This window comes from Bradyrhizobium sp. USDA 3240 (assembly GCF_054063295.1).
This window is the reverse complement of record NZ_JBSSGD010000002.1, coordinates 8,719,541-8,735,754: the sequence shown is the minus strand read 5'-3', so window position 1 is coordinate 8,735,754 and position 16,214 is coordinate 8,719,541. Positions and strand designations below refer to the sequence as shown.

Below are 16,214 nucleotides of genomic sequence, written 5' to 3'. Positions count from 1 at the left end.
ATTCAGAGATATGCAAGAGGCCGCCACGCCGAAAGTGAGCTTTGTGTCCTTGGGGTGCCCCAAGGCGCTGGTCGATTCCGAGCGCATCATCACCCGGCTGCGCGCGGAGGGCTATGAGCTGGCGCGCAAGCATGACGGCGCCGACATCGTCATCGTCAACACCTGCGGCTTCCTCGACAGCGCCAAACAGGAATCGCTCGCGGCGATCGGCGAGGCCATGGCCGAGAACGGCAAGGTCATCGTCACCGGCTGCATGGGCGCCGAGCCCGAGCAGATCGAGGCCGCCTATCCCGGCGTGCTCTCGATCACGGGGCCGCAGCAATATGAGAGCGTGCTGGACGCCGTGCACCGCGCGCTGCCGCCGGCGCACAATCCGCATCTCGACCTGGTACCGCCGCAGGGCGTCAAGCTGACGCCGCGTCACTACGCCTATTTGAAGATTTCCGAAGGCTGCAACAACCGCTGCAGCTTCTGCATCATCCCGAAGCTGCGCGGTGATTTGGTGTCGCGGCCGGCCAATGATGTGCTGCGCGAGGCCGAGAAGCTGGTGAAGGCCGGCGTCAAGGAATTGCTCGTCATCTCGCAGGACACCTCGGCCTATGGCGTCGACATCAAATATGCCGAGAGCCCGTGGCAGGATCGCAGCGTGCGCGCAAAGTTCTTCGATCTCGCCAAGGAGCTCGGCGAGCTCGGCGCCTGGGTGCGGCTGCAATATGTCTACCCCTACCCGCATGTCGACGAGGTCATCGGCCTGATGACCGAGGGCAAGGTGCTGCCTTATCTCGACATCCCGTTCCAGCATGCGAGCCCCGACGTGCTGCGCGCGATGAAGCGCCCGGCCGCGCAGGAGAAGACGCTGGCGCGAATCCAGAAGTGGCGCGAGCAATGCCCGGAGCTGACGCTGCGCTCGACCTTCATCGTCGGCTTCCCCGGCGAGACCGACTCCGATTTCGCCTATCTGCTCGACTGGCTCGATGAAGCCGAAATCGATCGCCTCGGCTGCTTCAAATACGAGCCGGTCGCCGGCGCCGCCTCGAACGCAATCGGCAATGCGGTGCCCGACGAGGTCAAGCAGGAGCGCTGGAATGCGCTGATGGCGCGGCAGCAGAAGATTTCGGCAAAGCGCCTGAAGCGCAAGGTCGGCACCCGCCAGCAGGTGATCATCGACGAGGTCGGCCCGACGGTCGCGAAAGGTCGTTCAAAGGCCGACGCACCGGAGATCGACGGCGCCGTCTATCTCACCAGCCGCCGCCCGCTCAAGGTCGGCGAGATCGTCACCGCCAAGATCGAGCGCGCCGACGAATACGACCTGCACGGCAGCGTCGCCGGATTCTGAGATCCGCTAATTTGCGGCCGGCGCAGCGGCGAGCGCCGGATCCAGCGTGCGAAGCACGCGATGGACGCGAACCGAGGTACCGATGCCTGCATTGCGCACATAGGCATCGATGACCTCCTCGCTCTCGACCACGACGAGGCCGAACAGCTTGCGGTCGTCGGTCGCGTAGGTGCAGAGCCAATGCATCTTGCCTTGCGTCGCGATGATGGCGTCCAGCGCAATCCGCGCGTGACGCGCCGCCTGCGCGTCATCGGTCACATCGAAACCGGCCGGAAGATCTCGTTCGATCAGCAACTTGATCACGGCGCCACCTCCAGGATTGCCTGGTCGCAGCCTAACACCCTCAACGAGCCCGTCGCGTCCGATATCACCTCCCGCTTGACACCACCGGCCCTTCGGCTGTATGGCCCTGCGCCATGAAGCTGAACCGGACCCACCGCCGCGCCATCAACCGTCGTCGCACCCGCGACGATGCTGGGCTGCGCCGTGTCCGACGCCACCGCTGATTAGCTAAATCAGCCAAGGTTTTCGAGAAGGCCGCGCCCCCAAAGCGCGGCCTTCTCGCTTTTCGGCCTGCCCTTAATCCCGACACCGACCCCAGAGGAGATCGACATGACCAACGCCACCCATCCGTTCGATGCGCTGATGGACATCACCGCTCGCCCCGAGGTCGTGTTCGTGCGCGGCGCAGGCTCGTATTTGTGGGACGCCAACCGCAAACGCTATCTCGACTTCGTGCAGGGTTGGGCGGTGAATCCGCTCGGCCACTCGCCGGTCATCGTTGCCGATGCGCTGGCCGCGCAGGCCAGGCGGCTACTGACGCCGAGCCCGGCATTCTACAACGAGCAGAGCCTGAAACTGGCGAAGATGCTGGTCGACAACAGCTGCTTCGATCAGGTGTTCTTCGCCAATTCCGGCGCCGAGGCCAACGAAGGCGCGATCAAGCTCGCGCGCAAATTTGGCGCCAAGTACAAGGGTGGCGCGCACGAGATCATCACCTTCGAAGGCGGCTTCCACGGGCGCACGCTCGCGACCATGTCGGCATCGGGCAAGAAGGCGTTCGAGCCGTTGTTCGAGCCAAAGGTCTCGGGCTTCCGAAAGGCCAAGCTGAACGACATCGAGTCGGTGCGGAAGTTGATTTCGCCATCGACGGTCGCGGTGATGCTGGAGCCGATCCAGGGCGAGGCCGGCGTGTGGCCCGCGACCGACGCGTTCCTGCAAGAGTTGCGGGCGCTGACCCAGCAGCGTGGGCTGCTGCTGATCGTCGACGAGATCCAGACCGGCATCGGCCGGACCGGAAAGCTGTTCGGCTATGAGCACGCCGGAATCGAGCCTGATATCATGACGCTCGGCAAGGGCATCGGCGGCGGCGTGCCGCTCGCAGCGCTGCTCGCGACCGAGCATGCCTCCTGCTTCGATCACGGCGATCAGGGCGGCACCTTCAACGGCAACCCTCTGATGTGCGCCGCGGGGCTTGTCGTGCTCGACAAGATCGGCCAGCCCGATTTCTTGAAATCGGTCGTCGATGCCGGTCTGCTGCTCGAGCGCGAATTGCAGCGGCTGTCGGCGCGGCACGGGCTCGGCGACATCAGAGGCCGCGGCCTCCTGCTCGCGCTCGATCTCAAGATGCCGATCGGCGCCGCCATCGTCGCCGAGGCGTTCGCGGCCGGTGTGCTTGTCAATTCGCCGCAGCCGGACACGCTGCGCTTCATGCCGGCGCTCGACGTCACGCGGGAGGAGATATCCGCTGTCATCGATTGTCTGGATGGAGTGCTGACGAAAGTCGGTGCGGCCAGACGGGTGGCGTAACGTCGTTCCTGTCGTTCCGGGGCATCGCGTCAGCGATGAACCCGGAACCTCGAGATTCCGGGTTCGATGCTCCGCATCGCCCCGGAATGACAACTTGTTACGGCCGCAAGATCGCAGCACCCGTCGTAGCCCGGCTCTCCAGGTCGATATGCGCCTTGGCGACGTCCTTGAGCGCATAGGCGTGGTTGATCGGCACGTGCAGCTTGCCGTTGATCACGGCGGCGAACAGCGTGTCGGCGCCTTCGAGCAATTCCTTGCGGGTGCCGACATAGTCGTTGAGCTTCGGCCGCGTCGCGAACAGCGAACCGTGGTTGTTGAGCTCGGCGAGCGGGAACGGCGGCACCGGACCGGAGGCGTTGCCGAACGAGACGAACAGGCCGCGTGGCCGCAGGCACGACAGCGATCCCGGGAAGGTGGTCTTGCCGACGCCGTCATAGACGACGTCGCAAAGTTCGCCGCGGCTGATCTGTTTGACGCGTTCGACGAAATTCTCCTCGTTGTAGAGGATGACGTGGTCGCAGCCATTGGCGAGCGCGATATCGGCCTTCGCCTTCGAGCCGACGGTGCCGATGACATGCGCACCAAGCGCGTGGGCCCACTGGCAGGCCAGCAGCCCGATGCCGCCGGCCGCCGCATGAATCAGCACCCGATGGCCCTGCTCGACCTTGAAGGTCTTGTGCAGGAGGTACCAGACCGTGAGGCCCTTGAGCATCAGGACGGCGCCCTGCTCGTAAGTGATGTGGTCGGGCAGTTTGACGAGTTTATCCGCCGGGATGACGCGCTCTGAGGCGTAACCGCCGAGGTTGTAGTAGTAGGCAACGCGATCGCCGGGGTGGAAATTGGTCACCCCCGGACCAACCGCCACGACCTCGCCCGCGGCCTCGTTGCCGGCGATGAACGGCAGGCCGGGCGCCTTGTAGAGGCCGGTGCGGAAATAGACGTCGATGAAGTTCAGCCCGACCGCATGCTGGCGGATGCGGACCTCGCCGGTCCCCGGCGCCCCCACCTCGACATCCTCATAGGTCAGGACCTCCGGGCCCCCCACCTTGTGCACCCGCACAGCCTTAGTCATGTCGTCGCTCCCTCAGATCTCAGCGTCAAACGAGCGAATGCCATCGGCACCGGCTTGTCAACCAACCGGCCGGAACCGGGGGCACAGCATGATCCGGAAAAGTGCGAAGCGGTTTTCCGAAAAGATCATGCCCTTTAGCCCGCCGGCTTCCTGCGGTTGCGTTTGGCCAGCACGTTGAACATCTCGACCGCCGCCGAGAATGCGATGGCGAAATAGATGTAGCCGCGCGGGATGTGGAATTTGAAGCCGTCGGCCACCAGCGCCACGCCGATCAGCACCAGGAACGCCAGCGCCAGCATCTTGGTGGTCGGATGCTCGGCGACAAACCGCGCCACCGGTCCCGACGAGACGTACATGATGATGCACGCGATCACGACCGCCGCGATCATGATCTCGATGTCCTGCGCCATGCCGATCGCGGTGATGATCGAATCCAGCGAGAACACCAGGTCGATGATGATGATCTGCACGATCACCCAGAAGAACGCGTTGGGGCTCGGCTTGTCATTCTCCTCGGCGTCACGCGCCTCGACCTCGGCGTGGATCTCGTGGGTCGCCTTCGCAATCAGGAACAGGCCGCCGCCGATCAGGATGATGTCGCGCCACGACAGCGCGACGCTCTCGATGGTGATCACCGGCTGCGTCAGCCCGATCAGCCAGACCAGGACGCTGAGCAGGATGATGCGGAACACCAGTGCCAGCAGCAGGCCGATCTGCCGCGCGCGGTTGGCCTGCGGTCGCGGAATCCGCGAGACCAGCACCGACAGGAAGATGACGTTGTCGATGCCGAGCACGATCTCGAGCGCAGTCAGGGTCAGCAGCGCCGCCCAGGCTTCCGGGCTGGTGATCAATTGCATCATGCTCTGAAGGCTTTCATCCGGCGTATCAAGGTGTCGCTGCCGACGATGTAGACGGCGATGGCGCAGAGGCCGAAGGTGATCGGGGCTCCGACAACGAAATCGTTGGCGAGCGTGTACATGCCGAGCAGCGCCCAGGCGCCGAGCAGCCACAACGTGAGCCAGCGCAGCCGCACCACGCGGAACGGGTGCAGCACATGGAACGGCGCAAAGGTCAGCACGATCAGCAGCGCGACCACGATCGTCGACAGCACCGGCGGCAGATGCAGCAGGAACAGATAGAACGCCGCCGCATTCCACAGCGCCGGGAAGCCGCGGAAATGGTTGTCGTCGGCCTTCATGCGGCGGTCGGCGAAATACAGCGCGCTGGAAACCACGATGCCGATGCCGAGCACCGGCGCGGCCAGCGGCAGCAGCATGCCGCTCGCGGTGATCGCATAGGCCGGCACGAACACATAGGTGACGAAATCGACCACCAGGTCGAGCACCTCGCCCGACCAGTTCGGTTGCAGCCGCACCACGTCGAGCCGGCGCGCCAGCGGGCCGTCGATCCCGTCGATGATCAGCGCCACCCCGAGCCAGGCGAACATGTTGGCCCAGTGCTCGCGCACCGCCTCCAGCATCGCCAGCAGCGCGACCCCGGCGCCGAGCGCCGTGAAAATATGAACGGAGAATGCGGCGGTCCGCATCCGTTCTGGCAACGCATCCGGCTGGCTCGAGTGCTCCATCGGCCGAGTGCTATCAGGAATCGGCCCCCTTTGCATATGCAGTCTTGCGGCGTTCCGCCGCGCAAACCATTGGAAGGATTCAGTGGTTACCGATGGCTTGAAAATCGGGCCAAGCATGTCAAATGTCCTGATATGACCGACAGCTCGCAGGATTATGACGTTATCGTAATAGGCGGCGGCCCGGCCGGATTAACGGCTGCGATTGCCCTCGCCGACGCCGGCGCGCGCACCGCGCTGTTGGCGCGCCGCGCCCCCTATGCCGACAACCGCACCACCGCGCTGCTCGGCGCCTCGACCGAGATCCTGGAGCGGCTCGACGTCTGGCGGCGCTGCAGCGACAAGGCTGCCGCGCTCAAGACTATGCGCCTCGTCGACGACACCGGCCGCCTGATCCGCGCGCCGGAGGTGCGGTTCACCTCCGAGGAGATCGGCCGCGAGCAGTTCGGCTTCAACATCGACAATCGCTCGCTGGTCGCAGCGCTCGAGGAGCGCGCCGGCGAGATGGCCGCAATGACGCGGTTCGACGACGAGGCCGCCTCGGTGCAACCGGATGATGCCGCGGTCACCGTGGTGACGCGGCAGGGCCAGACGTTATCGGCCCGGCTCGTGGTCGGCGCCGACGGACGCAATTCGCTCTCGCGCGAGGCCGCCGGCATCGAGGTGGTCAGCCGCGAGCTCGGCCAATCCGCCCTCACCTTCAACATCACCCACAGCCGGCCGCACAACAACATCTCAACCGAGTTTCACACCGAGCATGGCCCCTGCGTGTTCGTGCCGCTCAGCGGCAACCGCAGCAGCGTGGTCTGGGTCTCGGCGCCCAAGGAGGCCGAACGGCTGAAGGCGCTTGGCGATGACGAGTTGTCCGAAGCGGCCGAGCGACAGTCGCATTCGATTCTCGGCCGCGTCGAGGTCCAGGGCGGCCGTTACGTGTTTCCGCTTGCGATCGAGCGGCCCCGGCAATTCGCCAAGGACCGGATCGCGCTGGTCGGCGAATCCGCCCACGTGCTGCCGCCGATCGGCGCGCAGGGACTCAACATGGGGCTGCGCGATGCTGCCGATATCGCCGAGATCACGGGCCAGGCGATCGGCCGCGGCGAGGATCCCGGCGCGCCGAATGTGCTGTCGCGCTACCAGGCGGCGCGGCGTCCGGATGTCGCCAGCCGGACCTGGGCGATCGACATCGCCAACCGGTCGTTGCTCAGCGATTTCCTGGGCGTGCAGACGGCGCGGGCCGCGGGCCTGCATCTGCTCGGCGCCTTCGGCCCGCTGCGGCGGCTCGCGATGCGCGAGGGCCTCGCGCCGTCATGGCGGCGATAGCCCCTACTCGTCTTAGGGAAACACCAGCCGTCCGCTCTGGATGAACCACATCACGCTGGTCAGCGTGACGACCGAGGCGAAGGTGCCGATCAGCACCGCGACCGATGCCGGCTCGATCCAGGTGTCGTTCTGGCGCGCGATCACGAACACGTTGAGTGCCGGCGGCAGCGAGGCCATCAGCACCGCGGTCGCAGCCCAGGGCTGCGCGAACGGACCGAACAGCAGCATCAGTCCGAAGGCGAGCAGCGGATGGATCAGAAGCTTGATCGCGACCACGCCCGGCACCTCCCACGGCACCCGCTCGAACGGCCGCAGCGCCACGGTGATGCCGAGCACGAACAGCGCCGTCGGTGCGGCGGCGTTCTCCAGGAACTGGATGGTGCGGTCGAGCGCGACCGGGATCGGGATGTGAAACGCGGCCACCAGCGCGCCGAACACTGCCGACATGATCAGCGGGTTCTGCACGATCTGCCGCAGCACCACGCCGAACGCGTGCAGCAGCGAGGGATGGTCGCGGTCGGTGAGCTCGATCAGGAGCGGCACGATCGAGAACAGGAAGATGCTGTCGCAGCAGAAGATCAGCGCGGTCGGCGCCGCCGCCTTGGCGCCGAGCACGGCGAGCGCCAGCCCAGGCCCCATGTAGCCGATATTGCCGTAGGCGCCGGACAGGCCCGCGAGCGTCGCCTCGCGCAGCGACAGCCCGCCGATCAGTCTGCCTGCGACCATCGCCAGGAAGAACGCGATCACGGTTCCGAGCGTGGTGGCGATCAGGAATGGCGGGTTGTTCAGCTCGGCGAACGGCGTCTTCGACATGATCCCGAACAGCAGCGCCGGCAACGAAACGTAAAGCAGGAAGAAATTCATCCAGGCGAGCCCGCTCTCGGGCAAACCCTTGGCTTTTCCGCACGCGTAGCCGATGAAGATCAAGCCGAAATACGGCAACGCCAGATTGAGGATATCGATCATTCTGAAAGTAGTTTCTCGGCCGGATTTCGGGTCGTTTTGGTGCCGCTAGAATCGGTAAACCGGGGGTTAATTCGAGGCTTAGCCCCTAGCATCGGCCACAATGTTGGTCTATCGACGAACCATGATCAAAGCGCGCACCGCCAAGTTTCAGATCGGGCAGATCGTCCGTCACCGGGTGTTCTCCTTCCGGGGCGTGATTTTTGATATCGACCCGGAGTTCAACAACACCGAGGAATGGTGGCTGTCGATCCCCGAGGACATGCGGCCGCACAAGGACCAGCCGTTCTATCATCTGCTCGCGGAAAACTCGGAGACCGAGTACGTCGCCTATGTGTCCGAGCAGAACCTGCTGCCCGACGATTCCGGCGAACCGATCCGACACTCGCAGGTGGCTGAGATCTTCGTGAAGGACAAATCGGGCGGCTACCGTCCGCGCAACCCGTCGCTGAACTGACGCTCGTCGCCTGTCCGGCGACGGACGCGACGGCGCGGCTTCCAGCCTGCTCATACCCCCTCACGCGCGGCCAGTGCCGCCGCGATCGCCCAGACCGCAAAACCCGCCAGCGCCAGTCCAGCACCGACGAGACCGGTCGAGGTCCAGCCGTAACCGGCTGCGACGGCCATTCCGCCGAGCCACGGCCCCAGCGCATTGGCGACGTTGAAGGCGGAATGGTTGAGCGCCGCGGCGAGGCTCTGCGCCTCGCCCGCGACATCCATCAGCCGGGTCTGCAACACGGTGGCGAGCGCTCCGCCCAGCCCGATCAGGAACACGTCGGCGCTCAGCGTCCAGAAATTTGCGGCCGCCAGCGGATACAACGCCAGCGTCGCGGCCGACCACAGCAGCAACCCGCCCGCGGTTGCCATCAGCGCGCGGTCGGCAAAGCGCGGCACGATGATGTTGCCGGCGGTGAGGCCGGCGCCGAACACGCAGAGTGTGACGGGTACCAGCGCGGGCGATGCGTGAGTCACCGCCAGCATGGTCGACGCCAGATACGTGTAGACCGAGAATAGTCCGCCGAAACCGATGGCGCCGATCCCAAGCGTCAGCCAGACATGCTTGCGCCCGAGCGCCGAGAGCTCACGCAACGGGCTCGCATTGCTGTCGGCGACGTCGCGCGGGGCGAAGATCAGAACCAGGATGGACGTCAGCAGCGCGAGGCCCGCAACGATCGCGAACGCCCAGCGCCAGCCGATCGCCTGCCCCACGCCATTGGCGAGCGGCACGCCGATCGTCGTCGCAATGGTGAGGCCGAGCAGCACGCGGCCGACCGCCGCCGTGCGTTTGTCCGTCGGGACCAACGAGGCCGCGACCAGCATGGCGATGCCGAAATAGGCGCCGTGCGGCAGCCCGGCGAGGAAGCGCAGCGCCAGCATGGTGTGATAATCCGGCGCGAGCCCGGAGAGACCGTTCATCAGCGCAAAGAAGCCCATCAGCGCGATCAGCAGCGTCCGCCGCGTCATGCGCGCCGACAGCACGGCGATGACAGGCGCGCCCACCACGACGCCGAGCGCGTAGGCGCTGATCGCGTGGCCGGCCTGGGGCTCGCTGATGTGCAGGTCATGGGCGAAGAACGGCAGCAGGCTCATGGTCGCGAATTCGGCGATGCCGATCGCGAAGCCGCCCATCGCCAGCGCGAGATGAACGATGCCCGGATGAAAGCTCCCGGGGGCGTTGTCCTGGTTGAGACGCCCGCCGGCATCGACCGAAGCACGGCCGGTCGGCTGCTCCGAAGGCCGGGAAAGCGGTTCCCGCCGCTACGTGCTGACTCGCTGGGACATTGGGGACTTTCATGATTGCGATCGACGGACGGACTTGCGGCCCAGGCAAAGTCCAGTCGCATCGCGCCATCACGCTTCCACACAGTGGCCGGGGTTCGCAGCGAACCACGCACGCATTTGCGCATCGAAGGCGCGCGTTCCGCGCTTTCGTCCGGCCTCCCGTAACAGATTTATGATTGTGCTTCGACGCCGGACTTGTCCGGACAAGGCAACGACGATGCGGCTTGGCGCGATCGATTTGCCTTGAGCGACCATCGCACACGACCTGTGCGATCACCAGCGCGGCAGGCTGCCATCAGCCAGTCTGTTTCGCATGACAAAAAAAGGCGCCCTTACGGGCGCCTTTTGCTTGCGACGAACTCGCGACTTCTTGAACGCGCGATCGACGTTGTTACTTGGCGGCCGGGTTGGCCGGAGCCGCGCCACCGCCCGCGCCTTCCAGCTTCTTGCGCTGTTCTTCGGCGCGCTTCTGCAACTCTTCCTGCAGCTTCTTCGAGTTTTCCTCGAACACCTTCGGATCGGTTGGCGGGCCGTCATAGGCCTTGGCGAATTCGGTGTTGAGCGGCAGCGGCAGCGTCAGCGGCGCGCCGTTCGAATTGATCGCCTGGACCACGAGGTTCTGGCCCTTCTTCATGTTGGCGATCAGCTCGGGGGTTGCTTCATAATCGGACATGCAGCCGTTCTGGAAGCAGATCACATAGGGCGCCTGCTGCGGCGGGTTGCTGTCGACGATGATGCGGGTGCCGTGAACCAGCTGCATGCCGAGCGGCAGCGTGACGCGCAGGATCTTCTTCGGCTCGCCTTCCGGCTCGATGATCACGGCGGCGATCACGGGCTGGCCCGACTCGATGCGGCCATCCTTGCCGGTGAAGCAAACCTGCTTGGCGTTGGCTTCCTGGCCCTTCAGGCAGAACTTGGTCCAGGGGGCGTAGATCAGCTGGATTTGCTGATCCTGGGGCGGCTGGGCTGCCGCGGCGGGCGCCTGACCTGCGGCCGGGGCCTGTGCCTGGGGCGCCGCCTGGGCTGCCGGAGCCGGCGCCTTCGGAGCTGCCTTGGGTGCCGCCTTGGGCGCGGCCTTCGGTGCCGCAGGCGCCGGCGCTGCCGGCTGCTGGGCCTGAGCGGCAGGAACCAGGAGCGCTGCAGAGAATGCCGTCGCCGCCATCAGGGCAACAATTCGCCCATGCGGCCGGACCGGGGCGGCCAAGATACGGAAATTCATTGCGGAAAACCCTTTCTGAACGGCAGCGCCCGAAACCGCTGCAGGCGCCGACACATAGCCGTTTGGGCGGCTGTCTCCTAGTCAATTGAGGCGGATACGTGACAGGCGTTCCCGCCTTCGAATTGCACGCCTTCAATACAGCGGCGCGCGGAAAGATCAATGCCGACAAGCGCATTTGCGCACCTGTCACGGCGAGTTTTGGCGCCCTGTGATAAACCTCCCGATGTGACGTTTCGCGAATCAAATCCGGCGCCTCATGGACGTGTTCCCGGTCACGTTTGGCGCGCCGTGTCGGCCGCCATCTGGCTCGTCCTGGCATCCATCTTGGCATTCCTGACGAGCGCGGTTGCCCCTGCGGCCGCCAGCGAGAGCCACGCCATCGCGATGCATGGCGCGCCCGCGCTGCCTGCCGACTTCAGCCACCTGCCCTACGCCAATCCTGACGCCCCCAAGGGGGGCCGTCTGGTCCTGAGCCCCCGGGAGGGCACCTTCGATAGCCTCAATCCATTGATTGTCAGGGGTCTCGCCGTGCAGCAGCTGCGGGGCTACGCCTATGAACGCGGCTATGTCTACGAAAGCCTGCTGGTGCGGAACAATGACGAGCCCTTCACGCTGTACGGCCTGCTCGCCCGCAGCGTCGAGACCGACGATGCCAGAAGCTATGTGACATTCCGCCTCGATCCGCGCGCGCGCTTCTCCGACGGGCACGAGGTCACAGCCGACGACGTGGTATTCTCGCTCGAGCTGCTGCGCGATCACGGCCGTCCGCTGCACCACCAGTATTATTCGAAAGTCGCAAAGGCCGAGGTGCTCGATCGGCTCACGGTGCGGTTCGACTTCGGCGGCGTCGCGGACCGCGAATTGCCGCTGATCCTCGGGCTGATGCCGATTCTGCCGCGCCATGCCACCGACGTCTCCAAGTTTGAAGAGACCACCTTGGCGCCGCCGATCGGCACCGGCCCGTACCGCGTGACGGCGGTCAAGCCCGGAACCAGCGTGACGTTCACCCGCAATCCGGATTACTGGGGGCGCGACCTGCCGGTGAACCGCGGGCTCTGGAATTTCGACGAGATCAGGCTCGATTACTACCGCGACGCCAACGGCCAGTTCGAGGCGTTCAAGCGCGGCCTCTATGACTTCAGGACCGAGCCCGAACCGCTCCGCTGGCATGACGGCTACGACTTCCCCGCCGCGAAAAGCGGCGAGGTGATCCGCGACACCATCAAGATCGGCACGCCCGATCCGTCGGAATTCCTGGTGTTCAACACCAGACGGCCGAAGTTCGCCGACGTCAGGGTGCGGCAGGCGCTGCTGATGCTGTTCGATTTCGAATGGATCAATCGCAATTACTATTTTGGACTCTACTCGCGCGCCGGCGGTTATTTCGCCGGCTCGGACTTGTCCGCCTACGGCCGCCCGGCGGATGATCGCGAGCGCGAACTCCTCAAGCCGTATCTGTCGCATATCGCGCCCGACATTCTCGAGGGCCGCTATCGCCTCCCCGAGACCGACGGTTCAGGCCGCGACCGCACCATTCTTCGCGACGCGCTTAAACTCCTGTCGGACGCCGGCTACACGCTCGACGGCACAGTGCTGAAAGAGCGCGCGACCGGGACGCCGCTCCGGATCGAGCTTCTGGTGACGACACGCGAGCATGAGCGGATCGCCCTCGCCTATCAGCGCGACCTGAAGCGGGCCGGCATCGACGCCGCGGTCCGGGTGGTCGATGCCGTGCAGTTCGAGCAACGCCGGGTCGCCTATGATTTCGACATGATCCCCATTCGCTGGGACCAGTCGCTGTCGCCGGGCAACGAGCAGTGGTTCTACTGGGGCAGCCAGGCAGCCGACGTGCCGGGCACCCGCAACTACATGGGCGCCAGGGATCCGGCCATCGACGCCATGATCGCCGCGCTGCTCGCGGCGCGGGAGCGGCCGGCCTTCGTCTCGGCGGTGCGGGCGCTGGACCGGGCCCTGATGTCCGGCTTCTACGCTATCCCCCTATTTAACTTGGGAGAGCAATGGATCGCGCGCTGGAATCGGATAGAACGGCCTTCGGCCACCGCGTTGACGGGCTACCTGCCGGAGACCTGGTGGCAGAAGCCCGGCGCGCAATCCAATTGAGCTGCCAAGTTGAGCGACCAAGTGATTTGCGACCCGACGCGGCATGGACCGGTCTGATCGAAGCGATGCAACCGACGTTGAACCTGTGAACCAGTCGATCACCTCGCCCACGCTCGATACGCTGTTCAAGCGCAGCTTGGCGCGGCAACCCGAGGCGCTGGCGCTGGTCGACCCGATCAACAAGCAGCGCATCACCGGACAGACCTGCAAGCGCCTGACCTATGCTCAGGCCGACCGCGCGATCTCGGCGATCGCCGCCCATTTCGTCGAGAGCGGATTGCCGGCCAATACCGTGATCGCGGTTCAGCTTCCCTCGACGATCGAATTCGCCCTGACCGTGCTCGCCGCCCATCGCGTCGGCCTCGTTGTGGCGCCGTTGCCGCTATTGTGGCGGCAGGCCGAGCTGACGTCCGTCCTCAATCGCACCGCGGCGCGGGCGATCGTCACCTGCGGCAAGATCGACGGCGTCTCCTACGCCGACATCGCCATGAACGCCGCGGCGGAAGCCTTTTCGATCCGCCATGTCTGCGGGTTCGGCACCGATCTGCCCGAAGGCATGGCGTCGCTCGATGACGCTATCCTGCAGGACTCGCGGACCGCGCGCCCGATGATCCAGGACGGCCGCAAGGCGGCGCTGATCTCCTTCGACGTCACCAGCGAGGGTTTTCGTCCGGTGCCGCGCGCGCATTTCGGCCTGATCGCCGGCGGGCTCGCGATGTCGCTGGAGAGCGACCTGGCCCAGGGCGCGACCATTATGTCGGCGTTCGCGCCGATGTCGTTCGCCGGCATCTGTTCGTCGCTGGTGGCCTGGCTGCTGTCGGGCGGAACGCTCGTCATGCATCATCCGTTCGACGAGGAAGCGTTCGAAACCCAGTTCAACGATCACGGCTGCGACACGCTGATCGCGCCGGCGCAGCTCGCGCTGCGGCTCGACGAGTGCGGACTGTCGGAGCGCCTGCCCACCCTGCGTAACGCGATCGGCCTCTGGCGGACGCCGGAGCAGGTTGCCTCCAGTCCGCACTGGACGTCGCGGCGGGTGACCCTCACCGACGTCTATCTGTTCGGCGAGGCCGGGCTGTTCGGCGCCCGCCGCAACGCCGAGGACGGATCGCCGGCCCCGATCAAGCCCGGTCCGCACAGCGCGCCGCGTGAGGCTCCCGGCGCATCGATCGCCGGCGAAATCCTGCTGACCCCGAAGGGGACGCTCGGCCTGCGTGGTCCCATGGTGCCGGTCGCCGCCTATGCGCCGCCGCCGCCCCCGGGCGACACCCTGATTGCGCCACCGCCGCGTGACTACGTCGACACCGAATATGCCGCGCGGGTCGATCGCGCGACCGGCGCCGTCAACATCACCGCCCCGCCGTCGGGGGTCATGACGGTCGGCGGCTACCGATTCCTTGCCCAAGAGCTGCAAGAGTGGTCGCGCCGCCTCGGCCAGGGCGCATTGTTGACGGCACTGCCCGACCGCCTGAGCGGCCACCGGCTGGCCGGACGGGCCCAGGACAATGCGCGGGCCCGCGACGCCCTGACAGAACTTGGGCTTAACCCCTTGATGGTCGAAGCATTTCGCGACCGCAACGGCACCGGAACGCCCTAGAATCTTATCATTGCGTTAGTCTTAGCATTGTGTTGACGCCGCATTAAGCCATGCCAACTAGCATCGTAGCCGTTGCTGATCTGTGCATTGGTTTCGAGCGTTCGAATGTCTCAACAAGGTCCGGTCCTCATCGTATCGGCGTCGGCAAAGCCGCCGTTTGCCGCGGTCCTCGATGAGAGGAAGCTGTTTCCGGTCGTGGTCACCGACTGGAACGAGGTCGGACGCGCCATCGAACAGGTCAAGCCGGCGGCGATCATCGCCGCCGCCGAGGGCGTCGACTTCGTCGCCCTGTCGGGCCTTGCCAAGCGCGCTGCCGCCCGCGCGCCCTATCTGCCGCTGATCGCGGTCGATCCTGCGACCACCCTACCCGACACCGTCATCGCGTTCTTCCAGCACAAGGGCATGCCGGATCGCCTGGCCGCCCGGCTCAACGCGTCCTTACGCGTTCGCGCCTTGCATGCGACCGTAATGCGCCGCCTGGTGCCGCCGGCGCCGATCGCAATGTCCGATATCGATCCGGTCGGAGAGGCCACCGCGCTGCTGATCGGCCGCGGCGGCGCCTACCCGGCCCTGTCGGTCGCGCTCGGTGAACGCGCCGGCGTGGTCGGTGCGCTGAGCATCGAGGCGGCCGCAAAACATCTCTCCAACCGTGACATCGACGGCATCGTGCTGGCCGAAGGCTTCACCCCGCGTGTGATGGATGCGTTCCTGACGGTGCTGACCGAGGATGTCCGCTTTCGTCCGTTGCCCGTGATCGTCGCCTCCGGCGAGCTGACGCCGCGTTACGAGCTGCCCAATCTCGAGATCGTCACGGCCGGGCCGACACGCGTCGGCGACATGGTGTTGCCGATGATCCGGCAGCATGCCTTCGAGGCGCGGCTCGGCCGCATGTTGAAGGCGATCGACGCCAAGGGCCTGATCGATCCCCGCACCGGTCTGCTCACCAAGGCCGCGTTCGAGCGCGACTTCGCGACCACCGTCTACCAGACCGCGGAGCGCGGCGGCGCGCTCTCGGTGGCGCGTTTCACCTTCGACAACACGCAGCCGCGCGCGCAATTCGACGGCGCGCGGATCATCAGCCGGCTGATGCGCCAGGCCGATTTCGGCGCCGTGCACGACGACCGGTCGCTCGTCGTGGCGTTCGCCGGGACCGACATGCGCAACGCCCAGGCAATTACGCGGCGATTGGCGAGCGTGATGCGCCACACCCAGAACGGCCGCCGCGACAGCAGGGCCGAGCCCGCCGTCAGCATCGCAACGCTGCTGCCGGGCGATTCCGCCCTCTCGCTGCTCGGGCGCCTGTTCGGCACGCCGGAACGCGCGGCGTCGTAACAAGCTCTATGCCGTTTGTCAGTTGCTGCGATCGCTGCGCGGGTATCGTCGGCAGGCGAAGCCGCCTTGTCTGGGCGGCTC

At 65.8% G+C, this 16,214-nt stretch carries 14 protein-coding genes; 7 read left to right on the top strand and 7 right to left on the bottom strand.

Annotated features, from left to right (window positions below; all coding sequences use genetic code 11):
* Nucleotides 1-10 precede the first annotated feature (10 nt).
* Nucleotides 11-1,336, top strand: a complete 1,326-nt coding sequence (gene rimO / locus ACVIGA_RS41700; protein ID WP_456670588.1) for a 30S ribosomal protein S12 methylthiotransferase RimO — start codon at nucleotides 11-13, stop codon at nucleotides 1,334-1,336.
* A 6-nt stretch (nucleotides 1,337-1,342) separates the two neighbouring features.
* Here the strand turns inward: rimO and ACVIGA_RS41695 are convergent, their stop codons facing one another.
* Complete coding sequence (locus tag ACVIGA_RS41695; protein WP_456670587.1) at nucleotides 1,343-1,639, bottom strand: hypothetical protein; 297 nt, start codon at nucleotides 1,637-1,639, stop codon at nucleotides 1,343-1,345.
* A gap of 309 nt (nucleotides 1,640-1,948) precedes the next feature.
* On the opposite strand from ACVIGA_RS41695, the gene ACVIGA_RS41690 reads away from it, so the two are divergent.
* Nucleotides 1,949-3,145, top strand: coding sequence for an acetylornithine transaminase (locus tag ACVIGA_RS41690; protein ID WP_456670586.1), 1,197 nt, complete (start codon nucleotides 1,949-1,951; stop codon nucleotides 3,143-3,145).
* A gap of 97 nt (nucleotides 3,146-3,242) precedes the next feature.
* Here the strand turns inward: ACVIGA_RS41690 and ACVIGA_RS41685 are convergent, their stop codons facing one another.
* From ACVIGA_RS41685 to pcsA, 3 genes are all read right to left on the bottom strand, one after another.
* Nucleotides 3,243-4,217, bottom strand: coding sequence for a quinone oxidoreductase family protein (locus ACVIGA_RS41685; RefSeq protein ID WP_092114426.1), 975 nt, complete (start codon nucleotides 4,215-4,217; stop codon nucleotides 3,243-3,245).
* A 134-nt stretch (nucleotides 4,218-4,351) separates the two neighbouring features.
* Nucleotides 4,352-5,077 carry a TerC family protein gene (locus ACVIGA_RS41680; RefSeq protein ID WP_456670585.1) on the bottom strand — a complete coding sequence of 242 codons (726 nt, stop codon included), beginning with the start codon at nucleotides 5,075-5,077 and terminating at the stop codon, nucleotides 4,352-4,354.
* Complete coding sequence (gene pcsA / locus ACVIGA_RS41675; protein ID WP_298379892.1) at nucleotides 5,074-5,802, bottom strand: phosphatidylcholine synthase; 729 nt, start codon at nucleotides 5,800-5,802, stop codon at nucleotides 5,074-5,076. Before pcsA ends, ACVIGA_RS41680 begins: the two co-directional genes overlap by 4 nt.
* A gap of 132 nt (nucleotides 5,803-5,934) precedes the next feature.
* Between pcsA and ACVIGA_RS41670 the strand changes: the two genes are divergently transcribed.
* Nucleotides 5,935-7,119, top strand: coding sequence for a UbiH/UbiF family hydroxylase (locus ACVIGA_RS41670; RefSeq protein WP_456670584.1), 1,185 nt, complete (start codon nucleotides 5,935-5,937; stop codon nucleotides 7,117-7,119).
* 12 nt (nucleotides 7,120-7,131) lie between these two features.
* On the opposite strand, the gene ACVIGA_RS41665 is transcribed toward ACVIGA_RS41670, so the two are convergent.
* Nucleotides 7,132-8,085 carry an AEC family transporter gene (locus ACVIGA_RS41665; RefSeq protein WP_212314395.1) on the bottom strand — a complete coding sequence of 318 codons (954 nt, stop codon included), beginning with the start codon at nucleotides 8,083-8,085 and terminating at the stop codon, nucleotides 7,132-7,134.
* A gap of 121 nt (nucleotides 8,086-8,206) precedes the next feature.
* Here ACVIGA_RS41665 and hspQ point away from each other — a divergent pair, with 121 nt between their 5' ends.
* Nucleotides 8,207-8,539, top strand: coding sequence for a heat shock protein HspQ (gene hspQ, locus ACVIGA_RS41660; protein WP_024584048.1), 333 nt, complete (start codon nucleotides 8,207-8,209; stop codon nucleotides 8,537-8,539).
* Between the two features lie 50 nt (nucleotides 8,540-8,589).
* Here hspQ and ACVIGA_RS41655 read toward each other — a convergent pair whose 3' ends face one another.
* Nucleotides 8,590-9,711 (bottom strand): MFS transporter, encoded by a 1,122-nt coding sequence (locus ACVIGA_RS41655; RefSeq protein WP_456670583.1) that lies wholly within the window; start codon nucleotides 9,709-9,711, stop codon nucleotides 8,590-8,592.
* A 544-nt stretch (nucleotides 9,712-10,255) separates the two neighbouring features.
* On the bottom strand, nucleotides 10,256-11,083 hold the full coding sequence (locus ACVIGA_RS41650) for an invasion associated locus B family protein (protein ID WP_456670582.1): 828 nt from the start codon (nucleotides 11,081-11,083) through the stop codon (nucleotides 10,256-10,258).
* 384 nt (nucleotides 11,084-11,467) lie between these two features.
* On the opposite strand from ACVIGA_RS41650, the gene ACVIGA_RS41645 reads away from it, so the two are divergent.
* The 3 genes from ACVIGA_RS41645 to ACVIGA_RS41635 all read left to right on the top strand — a co-directional run bounded on the left by ACVIGA_RS41645 (nucleotide 11,468) and on the right by ACVIGA_RS41635 (nucleotide 16,133).
* A complete protein-coding gene (locus ACVIGA_RS41645; protein WP_456670998.1) occupies nucleotides 11,468-13,204 on the top strand; it encodes an extracellular solute-binding protein in 1,737 nt (578 codons plus the stop codon).
* A gap of 85 nt (nucleotides 13,205-13,289) precedes the next feature.
* Nucleotides 13,290-14,801 (top strand): AMP-binding protein, encoded by a 1,512-nt coding sequence (locus ACVIGA_RS41640; RefSeq protein WP_456670581.1) that lies wholly within the window; start codon nucleotides 13,290-13,292, stop codon nucleotides 14,799-14,801.
* A gap of 105 nt (nucleotides 14,802-14,906) precedes the next feature.
* Nucleotides 14,907-16,133, top strand: a complete 1,227-nt coding sequence (locus ACVIGA_RS41635) for a GGDEF domain-containing protein (protein WP_456670580.1) — start codon at nucleotides 14,907-14,909, stop codon at nucleotides 16,131-16,133.
* The last annotated feature ends 81 nt before the right edge of the window (nucleotides 16,134-16,214 follow it).